Below are 23,621 nucleotides of genomic sequence, written 5' to 3'. Positions count from 1 at the left end.
GCGCCTCTCTCCACATTAGAATAAATTGGCGGTTTCATAAATGAAGGCCCTGGCTCATCGCCGCCCGAGAAGCTGGAAAAGACCTACGATACCGAAAGGCAACTGCAGCGGAGGTAGAGGACAATCGTTGGAAAACACGAACAAAAAATCACGGTATGAATATTCGGATCAGGGCAAACGACCCTTTAGATTATTAATAGAAAGGAGCATCTTATGAGCAACACAGATGCGACCCCTAATCAAAAAATCGCAAGGGATGCTGAGTTGGTTACTTCACATGAAGATTTGGCGGATTGTATTAATAAGCTGTTAGATGCTTATAACCGCGGCCTTTTTGAAGAGCAGGGCGTCATTGATTATCTGGAGGGAATGGAGGGAGTGACCCGCGCCTTAGACAGTTGGGCGCGTAACGTTGGGTACGGTTCAGGTGCGCCCGAACAGCCCGACTGGCGATGGGTCGCGCGTCTGCTCCATGCTGCGTTCTATAATAGCTAAGATGAAATAGCGGGCATCAGCCAGAATCGGGAAATCATGATACCAGCAAACAGTATTTTTCATACCCAAAACAGGGACTTTGGGTGCTCGTGCATAAAGATGATGAAATTGTTGATACCAGTAAAACCAGCGATAATTTCCGGTTAATTCACTAAAGTGTTCAACAGCTAGAGCCTTTGTCCATCCAAATATCAATTCTGTTTTCTAGATGGAGGTCATTCCCGTACAGATCCAAAGGGGATAGATTCATTTTCGCTGTCCTTAACTGGCTCTCTACATCGATCCCCAATGCCTCTGCGACCCTGTACCAAATATAAGCGTTTTCCCATCCACCAGGAACGCCGTCTAGGCCTTCTTTAAAACTGATTTCAGCCATGGTCATGACTGCTGGCAGAAAGTGGCATCTTGCTGGCCGCATAAGCATATAATCGGCATCCCTGCGCGCCTCTTCCCCAAAACGCCCAGCGTATAGCAAAATTCCATATCGATACTGTATCTCATAATTTTTGACCGATAACACTGAAAACCATTTTGACGCAATCTTTGGTCGGGACCCCAGCAAGCGACCGTCTGGCAGGATCAAAGCCCCGTCCAGCAAATGGTATGCAAACAGGACTTTCTTCTCTTCTGTATCAACCTGCCGGGCAAACCAACCATCCCACTCGCGCACATAGTCTGGTACTTGGCGGCCGTTCAGAAACTGCGTCCATGCCGTGGTCACACTGGTTTGGTAGGGCGTGAAGGCCAGCATTGCCTCATCAATCAGGGCTTTGGCCCGTTCAATATCAGCGTCAACGCCATAGCCATACCAATATCGCCACCCCAACAACAGGGTTGCGCGCGGATCCTTCTGATCGTGACCCGCTTCAATCAATCGGAGAGAGAGTTCTGGGTCATAGGGCAGGCACAGCCCCCGCTCCAGCAACTCAATCGCCAACCGCCGCTTCTTCGGCTCCATTGTCGCAGACAGCGAATCTTCGGGGATAGCTTCCAGCAAGGGACCGCAATCCCCCCAATAGGCCTTTTGCAGCGCAATGGCATCTTCGGTGGTACCAGCAATGAATTTCGTGTATTCCGACTGTTCTGGAAGACGCGGCATTTCATCCGCCAAGATCGGGGTCGCGATCGTGCTCAAAAGGAAAGCACCCAAGGCGATAAATCTATTTAAACCCCTCATATCCATCACATCCACCCCTCAAGCACCACCACAACCATAGTATGTGTTCTTGTGGCGTTTTCACAACAGTTTCGTTGGTTGGAGAAAGATGAAATTCGTTACGTTGGATCGGCTTTCACTCCCTAAATCCGCACCACCTGTTTGCCAAAATTCTGGGATGTCAGGAGGTTCAGGAAGGCCTGGGGCATGGCGTCTATGCCATCCCGGATATCGGTCTTGAAGGTCAGCTTGCCCGCCTTCTCCCATGCCGCCAATTGTTCGCGGGCCGCGTCGAATTTGTCCAGATGGTCGAAGATCAGGAAACCCTCCATCCGGGCACGGGCGACCAGTATTTTGCGCAGGAACCGCTCGCCCATATCCGGCTGTTCGAACTGACCGGCCAGGCTGATGGTACCACAGATAATGATCCGCGCGTTCTGGGCCAGATTGTTCATTACCGCATCGTGGATCGGCCCCGCTGTATTGTCGAAAAAGACATCCACCCCTTTGGGGCAGGCCTGTTTTATTGCGGCGGCCAAGTCATCCTCTGTGCGATAGTTGATGCCGGCGTCAAAACCCAGCTTAGCGCACCAGTCCAGCTTTTCCTGACTGCTGGCAACGGCGATGGCGCGCGCGCCCCGGATCTTCGCAATCTGGCCGACGACCTGCCCCACCGCGCCGGATGCCGCAGAGACCAGAACCGTCTCTCCGGGTTTCACATCCCCGATCAAATCCAGGGCAATCAATGCGGTCACGCCTGGCATACCGAGGTAACTGAGATAGGCATGTTCGGGCCCCAGGGACGGATCAACGCGGGTCAAGCCATCGCCAGGGACGGCGGCATATTCCCGCCAGCCGAATTTGATGGTTTCGAACAGATCGCCGGGCTTCCAATCGGGGTGATTGCTTTCCACCACTTCGGCAACGGCAGCGCCATGCATTGCCTCCCCAATGGCGACACCCCCTGCGTAATTCGCCTGGGCAGAAATACGCCCGCGCATATAGGGGTCCACCGACAGCCAGCGCGCCTTGCCCAAAACTTCACCCTCTGCTGCTCTGGGGATGTCGTTTGTCTCCATTCGGAACGTGTCCAGCGTGGGCATGCCGTCCGGGTGGTGATCCAGAATCCAGGTCTTGTTGTTAGTGGTCATGAAGGCCTCTCTTTACGCATCATTGGCGGTGAATTTTAACGCTTTCCAAAAGGTTTAACCGCAAAGGGCGCAAAGTTCACGCGAAGCACGCCAAGGGGTTTCTCTAAAGCCAAACTCATTATCTCCGCGCCCTTAGCGCCTCCTTTGCGTCCTTGGCGGTTTCACACCTCTTAAGATTTAAAGAAGCTTTCCGCAGCGCCGCGGGCTGACTTCTTCGCATCAATTTTTGTCCGCACCCGCGCAATTTCCGTTTCCAGTTCAGCGATGTAATCCCCCAAAGCCTCGATACTCATCATATCCAGGTCCAGGGGTTGGATGCCTTTGGGCTTTGGTTTCTCTTCTTCGTCAAACATCTTTACAGGCTCCCTTGCAGCGTCTTACGACGACTGTCAGTATTGCGGTCACACGCGTCCACAGCAACCCCCCGAAAGGAGTTCTCATGTCCCTTCCCGCCCATATGCAGGCTGTCGAAATCACCACCCATGGCGGGCCAGAGGTTCTGAAACTGGCGGAAGTTGAAACGCCACAACCGCGCGCCGGAGAAGTTCTGATAAGAGTGCGTGCGGCGGGGGTGAACCGTCCAGATGTGTCCCAGCGGGCGGGCGCATACCCGCCGCCGCCCGATGCGTCCCCTCTGCCCGGCCTGGAAATCGCCGGAGAGATCGTGGCCTTGGGTGAGGGCGTCACGGCCTGGAGCATTGGCGACGAAATCTGTGCCCTGACACCCGGTGGCGGCTATGCGCAATATTGCCGTGTGCCCGCCGGGCATTGCCTGCGTTTACCCCAGGGCTATGATATGATCCGCGCCGCCGCCCTGCCGGAAACCTTCTTCACCGTCTATTACAACATCTTCATGCGCGCCAAACTGACCGCGGGCGAACGCCTGTTGGTGCACGGCGGGTCCAGCGGGATCGGCACGACCGCCATTCAATTGGCCAAGGCCTATGGTGCCCAGGTTGCGATCACTGCAGGCAGCAATGAGAAATGCCAGACCTGCCTGGAACTGGGGGCCGATCTGGCGATCAATTACAAAGAAGGTGATTGGGCCGAACAGGCCGCCGCCTGGACCAAGGATATGACCGGCGGCCCCGGCCTGGATGTCATTTTGGATATGGTGGGCGGCCCCTATATCAATCCCGGCCTGAAACTGCTGCGACGCGACGGGCGATACAATTTCATCGCCTTCCTGAAAGGACCAAAGGCGGAGGTTGATTTCTCCAAAATCCTGATGAACCGCCTGACCGTTCTGGGGGCGACATTGCGGCCCCAAACCATTGCTGAAAAGACCACGATTGCCGAAAATCTGGCCCGGGATGTTTGGCCCCTGTTGGATTCCGGTAAAGTGGCCCCTGTGATCCACAAGACTTTCCCCCTGAAAGACGCCGCTGAGGCCCACAGGCTGATGGAAACCTCCAGCCATATCGGCAAGATCATGATGGAGGTGGATTGATACGGATAAAATTTATAGAACGATCATTCCAGAAAACGGGCCGCTCATAAACCATCCCCGTCTTATTCTATCGCATGGGATTGGAATATCGGGTTACAGCCATTTCTTATATTTGAAGAAAAGATAGGGCAGGATGGCCGACAGCACCATTGCGCCAAAGGCGATGGGATAGCCAAAGGGTGAGTCCAGCTCTGGCATATATTTGAAGTTCATCCCATAGAAGGAGGCGATCAGAGTTGGCGGCAGGAACACGACGGACGCCACCGATAGAATCTTTATAATGCCATTCTGCTCTATATTAATCATCCCCAGTGTCGCATCCAACAGGAAGGTAATCTTCTGGGACATAAAGCCTGAGTAATCTGCCAGGGAACGAATATCCCTGGATAAGGTTTTAACCCGTTCCTTAAGCTCCTTCGTGACCTTTCGCTGCCCCAATGCATGTCCCAAAAACCCCACAAGCCGCTCCATCGTCGCCAGACAGTCCCGAATATCCGACGTCAGATCACCAGACAGTCCGATTTCTCGCAGCAAATGCTGGAAATCCTTGCTTCTTAAAGGGGAGCGGCGATCCTGTTGCAGGATATCACGCGAAATTTTATCCAGATCGCGCGCGCCATGTTCAAGAATATCGGCCAGGCGATCCACCACCGCTTCCAGCAACGCGATAAGGGCAGACTCACCCGATGTGCAGCCCATGGCGGCTTTCTCGGCATGAATCGCGAAGGTGAAGAAAGAGCGCGGCTCATGATAGCGCACCGTCACGAGACGATGGTCCAACAAGATAAAGGTGACTGGCGCCAGAATTGGATTATCGCCTTCCACCTGAGACGGAAGCGTTGCGGTCATAAAAGCCGCATTGTCCTCGAAATACAGGCGAGAGGATATTTCGATTTCCTCCATATCCTCTCGCGTTGGCAATGTAATTCCCAGGCGACGCCCCAGCATCAGCTCTTCATCCAGGGTCGGGTGCAACAGATCAAACCAGATCACCTGGTCCATGTGATCCATTGGGGAGTCGATACTGACTAATCGACCCTTCTCGCTGACATACCCTTTGATCATGCCCGCCCCCTCCCAAAGAACAGCCTAAAACGTCGCCTCAAGCTCGTCGATGAAGCCTTCGATTACACTCAGTCCCAGTTTCCAGAAATTGGGATCGCTGGCATCCAGACCAAATGGCGCCAGAAGCTCCTTGTGACCCAGTGTTCCACCGGCAGACAGCATATCCATGTATTTCTGCTGGAAGCCATCTGGTTCTGCCTCATATTTTGCATACAGCGCATTCACCAGACAATCCCCAAAGGCGTACGCGTACACATAGAAGGGCGAGTGGATAAAGTGTGGGATATAGGCCCAATAGTGCCGATAATGCTCATCGAACCGGAACACATCGCCCAGACTGTCATGGGTGACTTGCATCCACAATTCGCCCAAGCGTTCTGCGGTTAACTCGCCTTCTTTCCGCTCGTCATGAACCAGGCGTTCAAACTCACAAAATGCGATTTGGCGCACGACCGTGTTGATCATATCTTCAATTTTAGAGGCCAGAACCGCACGGCGGGCCATCGGATCCTTGGTTGCTGCCAGCATGCTCTTGAAGGTCAGCATTTCCCCAAATACCGATGCCGTTTCCGCCAGAGTCAGGGGCGTGTCGGCCAAAAGATGCCCCTGCTTGCCCGCCAGGACCTGATGCACACCATGCCCAAGCTCATGGGCCAGGGTCATGATATCGCGGGACTTGCCTTGAAAATTCAACAGCAGATAGGGATGCGCAGAGGGCACAGTCGGATGGGCAAAGGCCCCACCCGATTTCCCCTGGCGTGGGGGAACATCAATCCAGGCATTATCAAAAAACTTCTGTCCCACGCCGGCCATATCGGGCGAGAAACTGCCATAGGCCTCCATCACGATATGTTTGGCATCCTCCCAGGAGAAGGTGCGATCATCATCGGCAGGCGGCGGGGCCATGCGGTCCCAATAGTCCAGCGTTTCCTGGCCCAGCCATTTGGCCTTCAACCGGTAATAGCGATGGGACAGGTCTGGATACTTCTCCCGTACCGCCTGAATCAGCGCATCCACCACCGTGTCTTCGACATGGTTAGACAAATTGCGCGAAGAGATGGGGCGATCAAAGCCGCGCCATTTATCTTCAACCGCCTTATCTTTTGCCAGGGTATTGGTGATCAGCGAGAAGGTGGAAATATTCTCCGACAGCACCCGGCCCATGGATTGGCTGGCCTCTTTTCGAGTTTTGCTATCGCGGTCCTGCATTTTGTGCAGGATTTCCGTCATGGTCAGTGATTGGTCCCGAAAGGGGAAGCGCAGGCTGGCCATTGTCTCGTCAAACAACCGCATCCAGGCTGCCGATCCAGCAACGCTTTTATCCAATAACAGACGTTCAAGTTCATCTGATAACTGATAGGGACGATAGAGGCGAACCGACTCCAGCCACGGCTTATACCGGGTCAGGGACGTGCTTTCGGACAGCTTTTTAGCGAATCCTTCATCATCCAACTTATTCAGTTCCAGAGTGAAAAACAGCAGATGGCTGTTAATCTCCGTCGCCTTTTCCCGCATTGTCTGAGAGAATTTGCCGATTTCCGGATCACTGACATCGCCTGCATGCAACAATTGCGAATAGCTGAGAATACGGGACAGGATTTCATCAATGGCCTCAAACTCAACCACCGCCTGGGCCAGTCCATCACCCGATAAGTTGTTGAGAGCGCCGGAATATTGCGTTTCAAACGCTTGCGCCCGGTTCAAGGCATCGGATAAGTCCTGTTTCAACGCGCCGGAATCAGGCGCTGAATAAAGGTCACTTAAATCCCAAACCGGCAAGTCGGATGAAATATGCGTATCTGGCATGATGCTTGTCTCCTTTGATTTCATCCGTATCTATGTCTGTAGGGTCGTTTGAACAAGGCGATATGATAATTCGTCCCAGACCCAATTGAATAAGCCCACTTGAAACAGGGAACGCTAAAACAGGGGATTGCAAGGCGATGCTGGCGTATGAGTCCATACCAAACCTACCAACATTATTTTTCGAACGCGCGTCAAAATTTAAAGACACTCCCTTTCTGTGGGCAAAATCTGACGGTCGATGGCGTCCCTCCACCTGGAAACAGGTCGCAGAGAGGGTAACAAAATTCGCCTATGGTCTGAAGCAATTGGGCGTGAAACCAGGCGACCGGGTCCTGATCGTATCCGAAAACCGTCCCGAATGGATGATTACGGATCTGGCCATAATGGCAATCGGGGCGGTCGCTGTTCCCGCCTATACAACAAACACGGTCAGCAATCACCGGCATATCATTCAGGATTCCGGCGCAACCCTTGCCATTTGTTCCCTGGCCCCCCTGTCGCAACGCGTCATGCAGGCAGCGGAAGGGTCGGACCTGAAGACCCTGATCACCATGGAATGGCCGGGGTCCCTGCCCCAAGGCCTGAAACTGCATGGCTGGGACGATGTACTGGGCATGGCAGAACGTGCCAAGGGGATTACGCCCACCGCCCTGGCTGAGGAGTCAAAGGCCATCAAACGCGATACAATGGCGGCGATCATTTATACCTCTGGCACCAGCGCGGAACCAACTGGCGTCATGCTGAGCCACGGCAACATGCTGTGCAATGTGATGGGGGCAGAGGAATTTTTGCATACCCTGCCCGGCCTGAAAGAAGGCGAAGAGGTCTTCCTGTCCTTTTTACCGCTAAGCCATTCTTATGAACATACGGTGGGCCAATTTGTTCCCATCTCTATCGGCGCACAGGTCTATTATGCGGAAAGCATCGATAAGCTGGCGCAGAATATCATCGAGGTACAGCCAACCATCATGACCGCCGTCCCGCGCCTGTATGAAAACATGCGCGCGAAAATCCTGCGGGGTGCGGCCGCAGTCGGGGGAACGAAGGAAAAATTCTTGTTACGCGCTGTCGAGTTGGGCAGCAAAAGATATGAAGACCCAGACTCCCTGACCCTGATGGAGAAGATCCAGGATGCCGCCCTGTCCTTCCTGGTGCGCCGCAAGGTCAAACAGCGCTTTGGGGGACGGTTGAAGGCCTTTGTCTCCGGCGGCGCGCCGTTGAATTACGATGTGGGTCTGTTCTTTCTGGGCCTGGGCCTGCGCATTCTGCAAGGCTATGGCCAGACAGAAAGCGCGCCTGTCGTTTCGGTCAATCGGGTGGAAATGAATGACCTGACAACCGTCGGGCCCCCCTTGATGGGGGTTGAGGTCAAGATTGCAGATGATGGTGAAATCCTGGTGCGGGGTGAATTGGTCATGCTGGGCTATTGGAATGACCCGGATCGCACGGCCGAAACGATCAAGGATGGCTGGCTGCATACCGGGGATATCGGGGAATTGGATTCGAAAGGCCGCATCCGCATCACCGATCGCAAAAAGGATATCATCGTGAATTCAGGCGGGGATAACATTTCCCCCCAGCGCATCGAAGGGGTCATCGCCCTGCAACCCGAAATCGGGCAAGTCATGGTCTATGGCGACAAGCGCCCCCATATCGTCGCCCTGATCGTACCGGATACCGAATGGGTGAAGGATTGGCGCAAGAATAACCAAAAAGGCAGCGGTGGCGATTGGCAATCCCTTCTGGATGATGCCTCATTTGAGAAAGCCGTTCGGGCCGCCGTTGATCGGGCCAATGCAGAGTTGAGCATTATCGAAAAGGTCCGCCGCATTCTGATTGCAGAAGAACCATTCAGTGTTGAAAATGGGATGCTGACGCCCTCGATGAAGAGCCGCCGTCACATCATTAAACAAAGCTATCAGGACCGCCTGGAAGCACTGTATGGAAAGGGTTAAGCGTGATGGAACTTTATGGCGTCTACCTGTCACCCTATACGCGCCGTATCGCAATTGCGCTGAATTTGCTGGACATGCCCTATACGCATAACGCCGTGCGGGTATTTGAAAGACCAGACGTGGTGCGGGAACATAACCCTTTGGCGCGGGTTCCGACCCTGGTGCTGGAGGATGGCAGTGCGCTGATCGAAAGCGGGGCCATCCTGGATGAGATCGACCAAATGGCTGGTCCCGATCGCGCCTTAACGCCGCCCAGCGGTCCCAGCCGACGTGCCGTCCTGCAAATCGCGGCGCTGGGCGTTGGTGTTATGGAAAAGGCGCAATGGGCCTTCTATGAAACCCGTTTCCATCCGGAAGAAAAAGTCCACCAGCCCTGGATCGACCACAATGACGCACAGGTTATCGCCGGATTGGAGCATCTAAATGGCCTTGCCAAAGCCGCAGGCGATGGATGGATGGCGGGAACACAGGCGATCAGCCAGGCCGATATCAGTGTTGCCGTCGCCCACAGCTTCGCAAAAAAGGTTCGACCCGCCTTGACGCTGAATGTCCCCGATCTGGACAAATTCACCACACGCTGCGAGGCACTGCCCGCCTTTCAGGCAACTGCGCTATAGCCTGAAGGTTTACGGCATATCACCTTACCCTTTGCTAATACTGTGAGTCGGCCTAACTAAGAGGGACCATTCGAAAGGAACCTCCTTGACCGCCGACTCCCTAAATCTGGAAATTCTCCGAGTCACGCCACCGGAAGGCGTTGCGCGCAAACCTGTGCCGCTGGTTTTTCTGCATGGTGCTTTCGCGGGCGCCTGGTGCTGGATTGAACGCTTCCTGCCCTATTATGCCGCCCATGGTTATACCTGCTATGCGCCCTCCTTTCGGGGGCATGGCGGCAGCGGCGGGCAACAGGATATCAACAGGTTCGGGATATCTGACTATATCAAGGACCTTGCCTCCGTGGTGGAAGATCTGGACCGGCCGCCTGTTCTGATCGGACATTCCATGGGCGGTTTCGTTGCCATGAAATATGCGGAAGATCATAACATCGCCGGATTGGCGCTGTTATCTTCTGTCCCGCCCGCAGGCCTGATCGGCCCGTCGATGAGCCTGGCAATGTGGAACCCGATGCTGATGTTGGATATCGGCCGGGTTCAGTCCGGCAGACCCGACGCCATGACCATGGACAGCCTGCGCCAAGCCCTGTTTTCAAAGCATGTGCCAGCGTCCCTGATAAAGAAGTATCTGCCGATGATGGGGGGCGAATCCTCCCGTGCGGTCGCGGAAATGCATGGCCTGATCCAGGTCCGCCCGGACCGATTAACGGGTCGGATGCCCATTCTTGTTCTGGGGGCGGAAGATGATGGCCTGATCCCCCCGCCTTTCATTCGGTCCACAGCCCGCTTACTGGGCGAAACAGCCCATATTCTGCCACGCACCGGCCATGGCATCATGCTGGACGACGCCTGGCAAACCGCCGCAGACACCCTTGCCCAATGGCTGACTGAACACGATATGTGATAGGAACGGTCTTTTTGGGCAATCCAGCACCGCCAGCGGCACGTAGAAGAGACACTATGTCAGATTCCTATAACGACGATACATCCTTCACCGGGCAGGTGCGCCGTGCGGCCCAGGTGGGCGGCGCGATGGCCGGGCTGGGCGCACGCCTGGCAGGATCGCGTTATCTGGGTTTGAAGCTGGATAAGGATAAACATGCCGGCCAATTGAAGATGGCGATCGGTGGGCTGAAGGGGCCGCTGATGAAAGTGGCACAAATTCTGTCCACCATTCCAGATGCTCTGCCAAAAGAATATGCGGAAGAGTTGCGACAGTTACAGACCAATGCGCCCGCGATGGGATGGCCCTTTGTCCGCCGTCGCATGGCGACAGAATTGGGACCGGGCTGGACCAAACGCTTTACAGAGTTCAAAAAAGAGGCCGCCCATGCAGCTTCTCTAGGCCAAGTACATCGCGCCACCTTGGACGATGGAAAGCGGCTGGCCTGCAAACTGCAATATCCCGATATGGCCTCAGCCATCGATTCTGATCTGAAACAGTTGAAGCTGATCTTTTCGATCTATGAGCGCTATGACAAGGCGATCTCTACCAAGCGCATCTATGAGGAATTGTCGGAGCGTCTGCGCGAAGAACTGGACTATGAGCGCGAGGCCAAGGCGATGTTGCTGTATCAACATATGCTGGCCAATGAGTCCCGTGTGCGGGTACCAGATCCCGTGTCCGATCTGTCGACCAAGCGGCTTTTGACGATGACCTGGCTGGATGGCAGCCCGCTGATGACCTATCGCGATGCACCCCTGGAAACCCGCAATGAGATCGCACTGTCGATGTTCCGCGCCTGGTATGTCCCCTTCTATGACTATGGCGTCATTCATGGCGACCCGCATATGGGCAATTACGCGGTTCAAGACGACGGGCGCAGCATCAATCTGCTGGATTTCGGCTGTATCCGGATCTTCCCGCCAAGCTTTGTAACCGGTGTGATTGACCTGTACCGCGCCTTGCGGGACGATGATATGGATCTGGCCGTCCATGCCTATGAATCCTGGGGGTTTCAGAATATCTCAAAGGAATTGCTGGAAGTCCTGAATGTATGGGCCCGTTTTCTGTATCGCCCCCTGATGGAAGACAAGGTGCAAAAAATCCAGGAAACCGACAACGGTCAGTATGGCGCGCAAGTTGCCGGAAAGGTTCAGAAGGAATTGTCGCGCCTGGGTGGCGTTCAGCCCCCCCGCGAATTCGTACTGGTCGACCGCGCCGCGATTGGCCTGGGGTCCGTCTTCATGCATTTGAAGGCTGAAGTAAACTGGCACCGGCAATTTCATGAATTGATCGACGGCTTCGATGCAGCGAAACTGGAACAGCGGCAGGCCGCCGCCCTTGAGAAAGTCGGGCTGGTTGCCTAGGGACAGTTACAGTCGCATTAAAGAAAGTTTGCACCCGCCCCCCTTTTCTTTTGCCCAGACTGTTCCATATCGGTAACGTCGAGAGCATAAATACTGATTGCGGATCGTGCCCCAACGAACCTGAAAGGGATCGAGGGGCGTGTGTTGGGATGTGGAAACGGGGGATAACCCATGAAAATTGCGGTATTGAAGGAGCGACGCGACGGTGAAAAGCGCGTTGCGGCCTCGCCCGATAGTGTTGCGAAATTCATTTCGCTTGGCTGCTCCGTCACCGTAGAAACCGGTGCGGGCGATGCTGCCTCAATCCTGGATGGTGCCTTTAAAGAGGCCGGCGCAACAATCGCCAAAACTCCGGCTGATACGGTCAAAGGGGCTGATCTTGTTCTGAAGATCGCCCGGCCGCTGGAATCAGAGATTAAACTGTTTTCCAAAGGACAGGCGCTGGCCTGTCACGCCTATGCCCTGACAGAAGGCGATACCGTCAAAGCCCTGAACGATCAGGGTGTTACCCTGTTTGCGATGGAACTGGTGCCGCGCATTACCCGGGCGCAATCCATGGATATCCTGTCCAGTCAGGCCAACATGTCGGGCTACAAGGCCGTTCTGGATGCCTTGGAGTATTATGGTCGCGCCTTACCGATGATGTCTACGGCAGCGGGCCGCGTGAACCCGGCCAATGTGTTCATCATGGGGGTCGGCGTTGCGGGCCTGCAAGCCATCGCGACAGCCAAACGCCTGGGCGCAATTGTGCATGCGACCGATGTGCGCCCCGCAACGAAGGAGCAAGTTGAAAGCCTGGGCGGGAAATTCCTGGCGGTTGAGAATGAAGAATTCCAACAGGCACAGTCCGATGGCGGTTATGCCAAGGAAATGTCAGACGATTACAAACGCCAACAGGCGGAATTGATCGCTGAAAAAATCCAGAAGATGGACATTGTCATCACAACAGCCCTGATCCCGGGTCGGCCAGCACCTGTTCTGGTGACGGAAGATCATGTGAAATCAATGAAGCCCGGCTCTGTGATCGTCGACCTGGCCGTAGAAGCGGGCGGGAACTGTCCGTTGAGCGAATACGGCAAGGTGGTGACAAAGCACGATGTGACCCTGATCGGGCATGCCAATGTACCCAGCCGTCTGGCCGAAACGACCAGCCAGCTTTTCGCGCGCAATCTGCTGAACTTCCTGACGCCCATGATCGACAAAGATACCGGAAAGATGAAGATCGACCGGGAAGATGCGGTCATTCAGGGCACCCTGGTCTGTATGGATGGGGAAATTGTTCAGGACCGTGTGAAAGAAGCGCTGGGCAGTGGATCATCCAAGCAGGCCGCGCCTAAAAAAGCCGCTGCGAAGAAGGCGTCCAAGAAATCTGGGCCAAAGAAGACAGGACCCAAAAAAGCTGGCACGAAAAAAGCCGCTGCCAAGAAGGCGCCTGCTGAAACACAAGAGGCGGCAGCCCCGGCACAGACGCCCGCCAATGACAGCGCCGGTACTGATGGAAAGGAGGGCTGATCCATGGACAAGCAAGATTTGATGAACGCCGCCCAAAGCCTGCAAGAACAGGCGCAGGCCTTAGCGGCGAAGGCGGAAGCTCTGTCGGCGAAAGTGACCGCGCTGGATCCAACCGGGCTGGCTTCAGCTGCAGAAACCGCGACGCAAACGCCCTTTCTGCATCTCTTCACCGCCTTCGTTCTGGCCTGCGTCGTGGGCTATTACGTGGTGTGGTCGGTGACGCCCGCCCTGCACTCCCCCTTGATGGGGGTCACCAATGCGATTTCATCGGTGATCATCGTTGGGGCCTTGATCGCAGCGGGGCCTACTGACATGAGCCTGTCCAAAGTCTTCGGCTTTATCGCCGTGGTCCTGGCCAGTGTGAATATTTTCGGCGGTTTCGTTGTCACGAACCGGATGTTGTCCATGTTCAAAAAGAAGCAACGCTAAGCGCGGCGGGAAGGGAGACCGACAATGGAATGGGCCGGTTATGCATATCTCGTCGCGGCAGTGTGTTTTATACTCGCACTTCGCGGCCTCAGCCACCCGGAAACAGCCCGGGTTGGCAATCGTTTTGGCATCGTCGGGATGGCGATTGCCATCCTGACTACCCTGGCAATGCCCAATGTTTTGTCCTATGAATGGATCATTCTTGGGATCGTCGTTGGTGGCGCAATCGGGACGTTTATCGCCCGTAAGATCGAAATGACGGCACTGCCGCAATTGGTCGCCGCCTTCCACAGCCTTGTGGGCCTTGCCGCGGTTTTTGTTGCCGCTGCGGCCTTCTACGCACCGGAAGAATACAATATCGGGACCGCAGGCCAAATTGCCATTGGGTCCCTGATCGAAATGGGCCTTGGCACCGCCATCGGGGCTGTGACCTTTACCGGATCTCTGGTTGCCTTCGGTAAGTTGCAGGGCATCGTTGGGTCCAAACCGCTGTCATTCGTTGGTCAGCATCCATTGAATGCCGGATTGGGCATTCTGTTGGTGGCTTTGATTATCGCCTTATGTGTCACCCAGGCGCCCTGGATCTTCTGGGCCATCGTACTGGTGGCCTTTGCCTTGGGTTTCCTGCTGATCCTGCCAATTGGTGGCGCAGATATGCCCGTCGTTGTCTCCATGCTAAACAGCTATTCCGGCTGGGCCGCCGCAGGCATCGGCTTCACATTGGCCAATACCGCCTTGATCGTGACCGGTGCGCTGGTCGGTGCCTCTGGCGCGATCCTCAGCTATATCATGTGTAAGGGCATGAACCGGTCGATCTTCAATGTCATCCTGGGGGGCTTTGGCGGTGAAGTTGCCGGGGCATCTGGCGATGGCGGCGATGATGACCGCCCGGTCAAATCAGGCGGGCCGGAAGATGCGGCCTATATGATGAAGAATTCCGACAGTGTCATCATCGTGCCCGGTTATGGCATGGCTGTTGCCCAGGCACAGCACACGCTGCGTGAAATGGCGGATCTGCTGAAAGCCGAAGGCGTGACGGTCCGCTATGCGATCCACCCGGTTGCAGGCCGCATGCCAGGCCACATGAACGTGCTGTTGGCGGAAGCAGATGTTCCGTATGACGAGGTTATGGAACTGGAAGAAATCAACGGCGATTTCTCCAGCACCGATGTTGCCTTTGTCATCGGGGCAAATGACGTCACCAACCCAGCGGCAAAGACCGACAAGGCCTCCCCCATCTATGGCATGCCCATTCTGGATGTGGAAAATGCCGGTCAGGTCCTGTTCCTGAAACGCTCTATGGCGTCGGGCTATGCCGGGGTGCAGAATGAATTGTTCTTCCGCGACAACACCACGATGCTGTTTGGCGACGCCAAGCAGATGGTGGAAAAGATCGTGAAAAGTCTGAAAGGCTGATTAATAATTGCAGTAGTCTGAACGTGATTAAGACGAAGGATAGCGTCTACAATGACGCTTCCCTTCGTCTTAATAACTTTATTCTTTTCGATACACAGCCAAATAAGTCGTCCCTTCGTTGTTACCCAGGCAACCTGTTTTTTGGACAGAAAATACTGAATGAAACTCCCACCCCTGGCTCGATTGCTTAGTTAACAAATCTGACAATGCAGTAATATTTTTGTCATTGAACGCGGCACCAATTGATTCCACTTTGTACTGCATTCTATTTCTCCTCAAAACATAGCTCTAACGTGACGGAGGAAGATCAAGACCCCCAGAATTTCCTTTGCATCTCTTAAGCCTGGAGAATGTCAATTTAAGACCGCTCCAAAAACCATGCTGACGAAAACACCATTCTGCATAACGGGAGCAACTTGGTTCATACCCGCAACGATTCCCAATCGACGCGGGTCTGATAGCGCGATAAAATCGACAAAAAGCTGCGGCTAACCCTGATACCGATGATAACTGTGGGTTCTCAAAGGAGTCTACGAATACATCCCATTCAAGTGTAATACCGAGCTTGCGGGCGACTCGGGGGCGCAGTTCCTCTGCAATTGCCATCTCAATGGTGTCAATTTTGGAATCCATGAAATTCTTAAAACCCATATTAATACGAATACATTATAACTATCATAGCAAAACATTATACCTTTCAATCTTAATTTGAATTCTTCTGCCATTTTGATGCAAAAGGGGTGATTTTTGCGCAATATTAATATTACAGTAACAAAACAATCATATTGGATGAATGCAAATTGGTGCATTCTGTTGTCATCATAGTGTCATATTGTATTTCTGGATCGGGAGAGCATTATGAAAGCGCTGTATGTGAAATCAGGATCAGTTCTTGCCATACTAAGCCTGTTGATAGCGTTTGGGGGCAGCCTTCCCCAGGCTGCACAGGCGGGCGACGAACCCCAGATATGCGGGCCAAGAGACATTATTATCCAACGTCTGTCCGCCCGGTTCGAGGAACGCCAGTCTGCCGTTGGCATGACCAATGGGGGGTCTTTGGTAGAGCTATTCGTCTCCCCAAACGGGACATGGACCTTTGTTCATACCAATGGAAACGGCATCACCTGCTTGCTGGCAGCGGGTGAAGATTGGGAACCGACAATACAGGAAACAACCAGCGTTGCGCCAACCGCGTCTTAGAGTACGTTTCGGCGGTGATAGGTCAGCGCCATCGCGATCCCATGGCGCAGTTCTGATTCCGGGATGGGTGTGTCGGGCGCGAAAACCAGCGCCCGCTTTCCCTGACTGTCAAACACATCAGGATATCGAGTCAAGATATCTGAAATCAGGGTGGTTGAGCAGGGAACATAAAGTGCCACAGCCCCGCCCGAACCGGGGATAGCATCCAATCGCACCGTCGTGCCAATCCTGTTTGCAACGGGGTGATAGGCAGGTTGCCCCCATTTCAGGCTTTCAGACAAGGGCCCGACGGAGGGGATCAAGGCGGCTTGATCAAAAATCAAATCCCGAAGAGACAGAAGCTTGTCACGAACATCCGCCTCATACTGATCAAAGACAGCCTGAACGGCAGCATCTTTGAACGCGGCAGGCATTACGCCTTACCACCCTCTTCCAGCAGGTCATCGTCAAGATCGTCCCCGAGGTCGTCCCCCAGATCGTCCTCAAAATCCTCATCGGCGAAAGCTGCGCCGTCCAAGTCTTCCGCCTCATCATCCTCTGCATCCAGGATAACGCCGCCCGGACCGCGCCGTTCCGCGCGTGGGGTGCGCCCGAACATATCCCGATAGCATTTTGAAAAATGGGACGCGGAAGTAAAGCCACTGGCAAAGGCCACTTCGGTGACCGGCATGGTGGTCTGGGTCAGCAATGTCTTGGCTCGATTCAGCCGCAAACGCAGGTAATAGCGTGCCGGGCTGGTATTCAGATAGCGTCGGAACAGGCGCTCCAACTGGCGCCGGGACAGGCCGACACGATCCGCGATCTCGTCCCGGGTCAGCGCCTCTTCGGTGTGGCGTTCCATTTCTGAGATCGCGCGGATCAGCTTGGGATGGCTGATTCGCAGGCGGGCCTGCAGGGGCAGCCGTTGATCATCATGGCCTTCGCGCATCCGCTCATGCATGAATTGCTCTGCCACAGCCGCAGCCAGATCGGCCCCGTGCTTGGTGGAGATTTCCTGCAGCATCATATCCAGGCCTGCAACGCCACCAGCACAGGTAAAACGGTCCCGGTCAATTTCAAACAATTCCGCCCGCACGTCCAGGTCTGGATATTCTTCCGTAAAACTGTCCAGGTTTTCCCAGTGGATGGTGCAGCGATAGCCGTTCAACAAGCCCGCATGGGCCAATACATGGGCCCCGGTACAGATTGCGCCAATATGGCTGCCTTCGCGCGCCCAACGGCGAAGCCAGCCAAAGACCGCATTGTCCTTGTAAACATGCGCATCAATGCCAGAACACAGGATGACATTGCTGGGCGGTAATGTGAAATCCGCAACAGAACGATCCGTTCCGATCGGAAACCCGTTAGAGGCCTGAACCGGCGCGCCATCCCGGCTGGCAGTTTCCCATTTATACAGGGTCTTGCCACTGATCCGATTGGCCAGCCGCATCGGCTCCACCACACCAGACAGGGCAATCAAAGAAAAATTTGGTATCAGCACGAATACGACCTTATCAGGGCCTGATCCTGCCAGGGGCTTCAACATGCGCATTCGTAACCGATCCTTCTTTATGCCGGTCCTGCTGAAATATAGTCTAAGCGACAGGCCCTTTCCCCGGGAAAGAACCGTTTCTGTGTGTACTGCCCATCCACAGGTATCCCAAGGGGGCAAGTTTCACATATGCGTCATCATCGCTATGGGCGTGATTGGGATTCTTGTCAATCCGCGTCATAGGGGGGAAAGGAGGTCTCGTCGCATTTTTTGTTAAGCCTGTCGCAGTTCTGAAAGGGGGGAATGGGCCGCTGTATTACACAAAAGGCCACTCAATGAGGATCTGTGACCATGAAGAAATATTCCATCTTCGCAATCGCCCGCAATGCCCGCACCCACCACGAAAACTGGGAACGCGCCTGGCGCAGTCCAGATCCCAAATCCCATTATGATGTGGTGATCATTGGCGGCGGCGGCCATGGATTGGCAACCGCCTATTATCTGGCCAAGGAATGCGGCATTACCAATGTCGCTGTGCTGGAAAAAGGCTGGCTTGGCGGCGGAAATACGGGGCGCAACACGACCATCGTGCGGTCCAATTATCTGTGGGATGAATCCGCTGCCCTGTATGATCACGCGGTGCGCCTGTGGGAAGGCCTCAGCGATGAATTGAATTACAATGTCATGTTCTCTCAGCGGGGCCTGTTGCATCTGGCGCATAATGTTCACGACATGCAGGAAATCGGGCGGCGCGGCAATTCCATCTATATGAATGGGATCGATAGTGAATTCCTGTCGCCCGAACAGGTCAAAGAGATGGTGCCGATCATCAATCTGAACTGTCGCTATCCGGTTATGGGCGGCCTGTTACAGCGTCGCGGCGGCACCGCGCGACATGATGCCGTGGCCTGGGGCTATGCCCGTGCCGCCGATGCGATGGGTGTCGATATCATCCAGAACTGTGAAGTCACCGGGTTCAAGATCGAAGGCGGTGTTGTAAAAGGCGTTGAGACCAGCCGCGGCAGCATCGGGGCGGGCAAGGTGGGCGTTGTCGCCGCCGGGCATTCCTCCGTCGTTGCGGAAATGGCCGGCTTCCGCATGCCCCTGGAAAGCTTCCCCTTGCAGGCCTTTGTCAGCGAGCCGATGAAACCCATCGTCGATTGCGTGATCATGTCCAACGCCATCCATGCCTATATCAGCCAATCCGATAAGGGCGAATTGGTGATTGGCGGATCGGGCGACCCCTATATCTCCTATTCCCAGCGGGGCAGCTTCGATCAGATCGAACATGTGGTGGGCCCGGTGCTGGAATTATATCCGATTTTCAGCCGGGTTCGCATGCTGCGCCAATGGGGCGGCATCACCGATGTGACTGTCGATCGTTCGCCCATCATGACCAAGACCCCGGTTGAAAATATGTATTTCAACTGTGGCTGGGGAACGGGCGGGTTCAAGGCAACGCCAGGATCGGGCCATGTCTTTGCCCATTCCATTGCCAATGGTGAAATGCACCCCATCGCAGCGCCCTTTTCCATGGATCGCTTCCACACCGGTGCCCTGATCGATGAAGCGGCCGCCGCCGCTGTTGCCCACTAAGCCAACACCCTTTCAGATTTGGAGCTTCTGCCATGTTTCTTGTAAAATGTCCCTGGTGTGGCTGGCGTGATCAGACCGAATTCAGCTATGGCGGCGAGGCCCATATCGCCCGCCCGCTGGAGCCTGGCCAGATTTCAGATCAGAAATGGGGCGATTACATCTATACCCGCAGGAATACGAAGGGCGTGCATGCGGAACGGTGGTCACACACCCAAGGCTGCGGGCGCTGGTTCAACGCGCTGCGCCACACCGTCACGGATGTCATGTGGGACAGCTATAAAATGGGAGAAGACGCGCCCACGCCGCCCAAGGATTGGGACGGATTGACCTGTTGCGATGATCACAAGAAATTAGCCGAAGGTGCTAAAAAATGAGCCAATCCTATCGCCTGTCCGACAAAGGCCGGTTGGACCGCAACCAAAAACTGACCTTCACCTATGATGGGCAGAGTTACACCGGCTATCGTGGTGACACGCTGGCCTCTGCCCTATTGGCCAATGGCGTGAAACTGGTCGGGCGCAGCTTCAAATACCACCGCCCGCGCGGCATCATGAGCGCCGGATCCGAAGAACCCAATGCCCTGGTGCAATTGGAAACGGGCCCGCGCACGGAACCCAATACCCGCGCCACCGTGGTGGATTTGTATGACGGGCTGACCGCTGCCAGCCAGAACTGCTGGCCGTCGGTGAAGTTTGATGTGCAATCGGTGAACCAGAAGATCGCAAAACTGTTCCCGGCTGGATTCTACTATAAGACCTTTATGTTCCCCGCCTCCTGGTGGACGCCGGTCTATGAAAAGATTATCCGACGTGCGGCAGGATTGGGTAAGTCCCCAATGGAGCGGGACCCGGATTCCTATGCCCAGAAATTCGCTTTCTGTGATGTGCTTGTGGTTGGGGGTGGCCCCGCCGGGATCGCTGCGGCTTTGGCAGCAGGTCGCACCGGTGCCCGTGTCATCCTGGCCGACGAACAACAGGAAATGGGCGGTGCGCTGCTCAGCGATGATGCTCTGATCGACGGACAGCCCGCCCTGGACTGGGTTGCAAAATCCCTGGCGGAGTTAAGCCGCCTGGACGAGGTGACCATATTGCCGCGCACAACCGTGTCTGGCTATTACGATTATAACTATCTGACCGCACTGGAGCGGGTCACTGACCATCTGGGGCCGCAGGCGGATGATCGCATCCCCCGTCAGCGTTTCTGGAAAATCCGCGCGAAAAAGGTTGTACTGGCCCAGGGTGCGATTGAACGCCCGCTGGTATTTGCCGACAATGATCGCCCCGGCATCATGCTGGCGGCGGCCTTGCGCACCTATATCAATCGCTATGGCGTTCTACCCGGTCGTCAGGTTGTTGTCTTCACCAATAATGACAGCGCCTATAAAACCGCAATCGACGCCCATACAGCGGGTGCCACTGTGGACATAGTCGATTTACGGGAAGATCCGACCGGCCCCCTGGTGAAACAGGCCGAAGCCCTGATGATCCGCATCCATAAAGGCAGCGCCGTGGTTGCGACATTTGGCAAGCATTCCGTGACCGGCTGCGAGATCGCGAGAATATCTGCTGATGGCAAAAGCCTGACCTATGATACGACCTTCATTGGCTGTGACATCCTGGCCAATTCAAACGGTTGGAACCCTTCCGTCCATTTGTGGAGCCAGGCGCGGGGCAAACTGACCTGGGACGCAGAAAAGAACTGCTTTATCCCCGGTCATGCGGGCCCCTGGCTGCCAGTTGCGGCAGGGTCGGGAACCGGTGCCTATGATCTGGGTGATTGCCTGTCACAAGGCTTCGCGCAGGGCGTCGCTGCAGCGCAGGCGGCGGGCTTTGGCAGCGGCGAAGTGCCCAAGACTCCCACTACTGAGCCTCTGGTTGAAGGACCTGAACGCATGGTCTGGACCATTCCCGGCAAGAAGCCGCTGGGTCATGGCAAGGCCAAGCATTTCCACGATCATCAGAATGATGTTGTCGCCTCTGACATTCATCTGGCCGCCCGCGAAGGCTATCTATCGGTCGAGCATTTGAAGCGCTATACCACAACCGGCATGGGCACCGATCAGGGTAAAACATCCAACGTCAATGCGCTGGCAATCATGGCGGAAATCCGCAATGCCGCGATCCCGGAGGTTGGCACCACGACCTTCCGTCCGCCCTACACGCCTATCACGTTTGGAGCGGTTACAGGACAGAATCGCAATCACCTGTTCATTCAGGAACGCACCAGCGCGATGCATCCGGCCCATGTCGAAAATGGTGCGGTATTTGAAGATGTCGGTGACTGGAAACGCCCCTGGTATTTCCCCAAGACAAGCAAATCCGGCGTTACAGAAACGATGGATGAGGCTGTCCTGCGCGAATGCCGCCAGGTACGCGAGACAGTTGGCATGCTGGATGCCTCCACCCTGGGTAAGATTGATATTCAGGGCAAGGACGCGGCTGAATTCCTGAACTGGGTCTATACCAATAAATGGGACACGCTGAAGCCTGGGCGCGCCCGATATGGCCTGATGCTGAACGAACATGGCATGGTGTTTGACGATGGTGTAACGACCCGCCTGGCCGATAATCATTTCCATATGACCACAACAACCGGCGGCGCTGCGCGGGTTCTAGGCTGGCTGGAGAACTGGTCCCAGACTGAATGGCCCCAGATGGAGGTCTATATGACCTCTGTGACCGAACAATGGGCGGTCTGCACCATCACCGGGCCAAATGCGCGGGCATTGCTGGCAGATGTCACTTCCATGCCGTTGGATCCGGAAATATTCCCCTTCATGGCGATGCAGGAAGGCACGGTTGCCGGGGCCCCCGCACGGGTCTATCGAATCAGCTTCACCGGTGATCTGGCCTATGAAATCAACGTCCCTGCCCGATATGGCCTGCATGTCTGGCGCGCGCTACAGGACGCCGGGAAGGCCCATGGCCTGTGCCTGTATGGAACGGAAACCATGCATGTCCTGCGCGCGGAAAAGGGCTTCATCATCGTTGGTCAAGATACAGATGGTACGGTTACCCCGATGGATCTAAATATGGACTGGATCGTGTCCAAGAAGAAAGATGATTTCCTGGGCCGCCGATCCTTCTATCGCACCGATACGAAACGGGAAGGCCGCAAGCAATTGGTTGGCCTGTTGACAGAAAACCCGAATTTCGTGCTGCCAGAAGGGGCGCATGTGGTGGAAGACGTGAAACCCAAGCCCCCGATGAAGACATTGGGCCATGTCACATCCAGTTACTACAGCCCGAATGTAGGCCGTTCGATTGCCCTTGCCCTAGTGGCGGATGGCATCAAGCGCAAAGGCGATACGCTTTCTGTCCCATTGATGAATGGGCATGTGGAAAAGGTGACGCTGACCGATACAGTCTTCTTTGATAAGGAAGGGGTACGCTCCAATGGCTAAGGCATCCAGTTTGTATCCGGGCGTTACCATTGAAACGCCGCTGTCGGGCAAAGACCCAATTCAGGCCCAGGGTGTGACCATCACGGAACTGCCGTTTCTGGGGAAGGTCACTTTGCGGGGTAATGCAGCCGACCCAGCCTTCGCGGCGGGGGTTAAATCTGTCCTGGGGGCAGATCTGCCGACACAGCCTCTATCCTCCCTGCGCGTCGGCGCCTTTCGAGTATTCTGGAAAGCATTCGACGAATGGCTGATCTGGACCAACGAGGATGCGCAAATTCAATTGATCACCGATTTGAACGCCGCGCTTTCGGGTATTCGCAAATCTGTTGTTGATGTCAGTGATTACTACACAATACTGCGCGTTGATGGCACACGCAGCCGCGATCTTCTGGCGAAAGGCTGTGTCGTTGATTTACATCCCCGCGCCTTTAAGCCGGGACAAGCAACAGGTACCGGGTTCCATCATGCAACGATCTTCATCACCCTTACCGATGCCGATACATTCGACATCATGATCCGGTGGAGTTTTGCTGATTATCTGTGGGCCTATCTTGCCGATGGGGCACGGGAATGGGCACCCGCCTGATAGCGG

The 23,621-nt window shown here is 55.0% G+C and carries 21 protein-coding genes and 1 pseudogene; 14 read left to right on the top strand and 8 right to left on the bottom strand.

The window, feature by feature from the left end:
• Window positions 1-213 precede the first annotated feature (213 nt).
• Window positions 214-495 carry a DUF7660 family protein gene (locus tag ACOSDR_RS12040; protein WP_420724822.1) on the top strand — a complete coding sequence of 94 codons (282 nt, stop codon included), beginning with the start codon at window positions 214-216 and terminating at the stop codon, window positions 493-495.
• 160 nt (window positions 496-655) lie between these two features.
• On the opposite strand, the gene ACOSDR_RS12035 is transcribed toward ACOSDR_RS12040, so the two are convergent.
• From ACOSDR_RS12035 to ACOSDR_RS12025, 3 genes are all read right to left on the bottom strand, one after another.
• Window positions 656-1,630 carry a hypothetical protein gene (locus ACOSDR_RS12035; RefSeq protein WP_420731424.1) on the bottom strand — a complete coding sequence of 325 codons (975 nt, stop codon included), beginning with the start codon at window positions 1,628-1,630 and terminating at the stop codon, window positions 656-658.
• Between the two features lie 164 nt (window positions 1,631-1,794).
• Complete coding sequence (locus ACOSDR_RS12030; protein ID WP_420731423.1) at window positions 1,795-2,802, bottom strand: NADP-dependent oxidoreductase; 1,008 nt, start codon at window positions 2,800-2,802, stop codon at window positions 1,795-1,797.
• 170 nt (window positions 2,803-2,972) lie between these two features.
• Window positions 2,973-3,155: a DUF1192 domain-containing protein gene (locus ACOSDR_RS12025; RefSeq protein ID WP_420731422.1), complete on the bottom strand. Its 183-nt coding sequence runs from the start codon at window positions 3,153-3,155 to the stop codon at window positions 2,973-2,975.
• An 86-nt stretch (window positions 3,156-3,241) separates the two neighbouring features.
• Between ACOSDR_RS12025 and ACOSDR_RS12020 the strand changes: the two genes are divergently transcribed.
• Complete coding sequence (locus ACOSDR_RS12020) at window positions 3,242-4,252, top strand: NAD(P)H-quinone oxidoreductase (RefSeq protein ID WP_420731421.1); 1,011 nt, start codon at window positions 3,242-3,244, stop codon at window positions 4,250-4,252.
• Window positions 4,253-4,345: 93 nt separating this feature from the next.
• On the opposite strand, the gene ACOSDR_RS12015 is transcribed toward ACOSDR_RS12020, so the two are convergent.
• Window positions 4,346-5,317, bottom strand: a complete 972-nt coding sequence (locus tag ACOSDR_RS12015; RefSeq protein ID WP_420731420.1) for a magnesium transporter CorA family protein — start codon at window positions 5,315-5,317, stop codon at window positions 4,346-4,348.
• Between the two features lie 24 nt (window positions 5,318-5,341).
• The gene (locus ACOSDR_RS12010; RefSeq protein ID WP_420731419.1) at window positions 5,342-7,123 is read right to left on the bottom strand and encodes a M3 family oligoendopeptidase; all 1,782 of its coding nucleotides are present in this window, start codon (window positions 7,121-7,123) and stop codon (window positions 5,342-5,344) included.
• Between the two features lie 137 nt (window positions 7,124-7,260).
• Here ACOSDR_RS12010 and ACOSDR_RS12005 point away from each other — a divergent pair, with 137 nt between their 5' ends.
• The 7 genes and pseudogenes from ACOSDR_RS12005 to ACOSDR_RS11975 all read left to right on the top strand — a co-directional run bounded on the left by ACOSDR_RS12005 (window position 7,261) and on the right by ACOSDR_RS11975 (window position 15,359).
• A complete protein-coding gene (locus ACOSDR_RS12005; protein WP_420731418.1) occupies window positions 7,261-9,078 on the top strand; it encodes an AMP-dependent synthetase/ligase in 1,818 nt (605 codons plus the stop codon).
• Between the two features lie 5 nt (window positions 9,079-9,083).
• Window positions 9,084-9,695, top strand: a complete 612-nt coding sequence (locus ACOSDR_RS12000) for a glutathione S-transferase family protein (RefSeq protein WP_420731417.1) — start codon at window positions 9,084-9,086, stop codon at window positions 9,693-9,695.
• A gap of 85 nt (window positions 9,696-9,780) precedes the next feature.
• Complete coding sequence (locus ACOSDR_RS11995; protein ID WP_420724836.1) at window positions 9,781-10,596, top strand: alpha/beta hydrolase; 816 nt, start codon at window positions 9,781-9,783, stop codon at window positions 10,594-10,596.
• Between the two features lie 56 nt (window positions 10,597-10,652).
• The gene (locus tag ACOSDR_RS11990; RefSeq protein WP_420724837.1) at window positions 10,653-12,002 is read left to right on the top strand and encodes an ABC1 kinase family protein; all 1,350 of its coding nucleotides are present in this window, start codon (window positions 10,653-10,655) and stop codon (window positions 12,000-12,002) included.
• 171 nt (window positions 12,003-12,173) lie between these two features.
• Window positions 12,174-13,397, top strand: a pseudogene (locus ACOSDR_RS11985) (Re/Si-specific NAD(P)(+) transhydrogenase subunit alpha); the annotation flags it as partial.
• 120 nt (window positions 13,398-13,517) lie between these two features.
• Window positions 13,518-13,943 (top strand): NAD(P) transhydrogenase subunit alpha, encoded by a 426-nt coding sequence (locus ACOSDR_RS11980; RefSeq protein WP_420731416.1) that lies wholly within the window; start codon window positions 13,518-13,520, stop codon window positions 13,941-13,943.
• Between the two features lie 24 nt (window positions 13,944-13,967).
• On the top strand, window positions 13,968-15,359 hold the full coding sequence (locus ACOSDR_RS11975) for an NAD(P)(+) transhydrogenase (Re/Si-specific) subunit beta (protein WP_420731415.1): 1,392 nt from the start codon (window positions 13,968-13,970) through the stop codon (window positions 15,357-15,359).
• Window positions 15,360-15,647: 288 nt separating this feature from the next.
• Here the strand turns inward: ACOSDR_RS11975 and yidD are convergent, their stop codons facing one another.
• Window positions 15,648-15,965: a membrane protein insertion efficiency factor YidD gene (yidD, locus tag ACOSDR_RS11970; protein ID WP_420731502.1), complete on the bottom strand. Its 318-nt coding sequence runs from the start codon at window positions 15,963-15,965 to the stop codon at window positions 15,648-15,650.
• A gap of 252 nt (window positions 15,966-16,217) precedes the next feature.
• Here yidD and ACOSDR_RS11965 point away from each other — a divergent pair, with 252 nt between their 5' ends.
• Complete coding sequence (locus ACOSDR_RS11965) at window positions 16,218-16,559, top strand: hypothetical protein (protein WP_420724840.1); 342 nt, start codon at window positions 16,218-16,220, stop codon at window positions 16,557-16,559.
• Here the strand turns inward: ACOSDR_RS11965 and ACOSDR_RS11960 are convergent.
• Entirely contained in the window at window positions 16,556-16,972 is a 417-nt protein-coding gene (locus tag ACOSDR_RS11960) for a DUF1801 domain-containing protein (RefSeq protein WP_420731414.1), read from the bottom strand. The two genes, ACOSDR_RS11965 and ACOSDR_RS11960, sit on opposite strands and share 4 nt — an antisense overlap.
• Window positions 16,972-18,090, bottom strand: a complete 1,119-nt coding sequence (locus ACOSDR_RS11955; protein ID WP_420731413.1) for a GlxA family transcriptional regulator — start codon at window positions 18,088-18,090, stop codon at window positions 16,972-16,974. The genes ACOSDR_RS11960 and ACOSDR_RS11955 overlap by 1 nt, the downstream gene beginning before the upstream one ends.
• 291 nt (window positions 18,091-18,381) lie before the next feature.
• Between ACOSDR_RS11955 and ACOSDR_RS11950 the strand changes: the two genes are divergently transcribed.
• From ACOSDR_RS11950 to ACOSDR_RS11935, 4 genes are read left to right on the top strand one after another with little or no spacing between them, the layout of a single operon-like run.
• Window positions 18,382-19,626, top strand: a complete 1,245-nt coding sequence (locus tag ACOSDR_RS11950) for a sarcosine oxidase subunit beta family protein (protein ID WP_420724843.1) — start codon at window positions 18,382-18,384, stop codon at window positions 19,624-19,626.
• Between the two features lie 32 nt (window positions 19,627-19,658).
• Entirely contained in the window at window positions 19,659-20,000 is a 342-nt protein-coding gene (locus tag ACOSDR_RS11945; RefSeq protein WP_420731412.1) for a sarcosine oxidase subunit delta, read from the top strand.
• On the top strand, window positions 19,997-23,029 hold the full coding sequence (locus ACOSDR_RS11940) for a sarcosine oxidase subunit alpha family protein (RefSeq protein WP_420731411.1): 3,033 nt from the start codon (window positions 19,997-19,999) through the stop codon (window positions 23,027-23,029). Before ACOSDR_RS11945 ends, ACOSDR_RS11940 begins: the two co-directional genes overlap by 4 nt.
• Window positions 23,022-23,615, top strand: coding sequence for a sarcosine oxidase subunit gamma (locus tag ACOSDR_RS11935; protein WP_420724846.1), 594 nt, complete (start codon window positions 23,022-23,024; stop codon window positions 23,613-23,615). Before ACOSDR_RS11940 ends, ACOSDR_RS11935 begins: the two co-directional genes overlap by 8 nt.
• Window positions 23,616-23,621: the final 6 nt, after the last annotated feature.

The organism is Hwanghaeella sp. 1Z406 (assembly GCF_048892425.1).
Classification (GTDB): Bacteria; Pseudomonadota; Alphaproteobacteria; order UBA8366; family Aestuariispiraceae; genus Pacificispira.
This window is presented reverse-complemented; position numbering and strand designations above follow the sequence as displayed.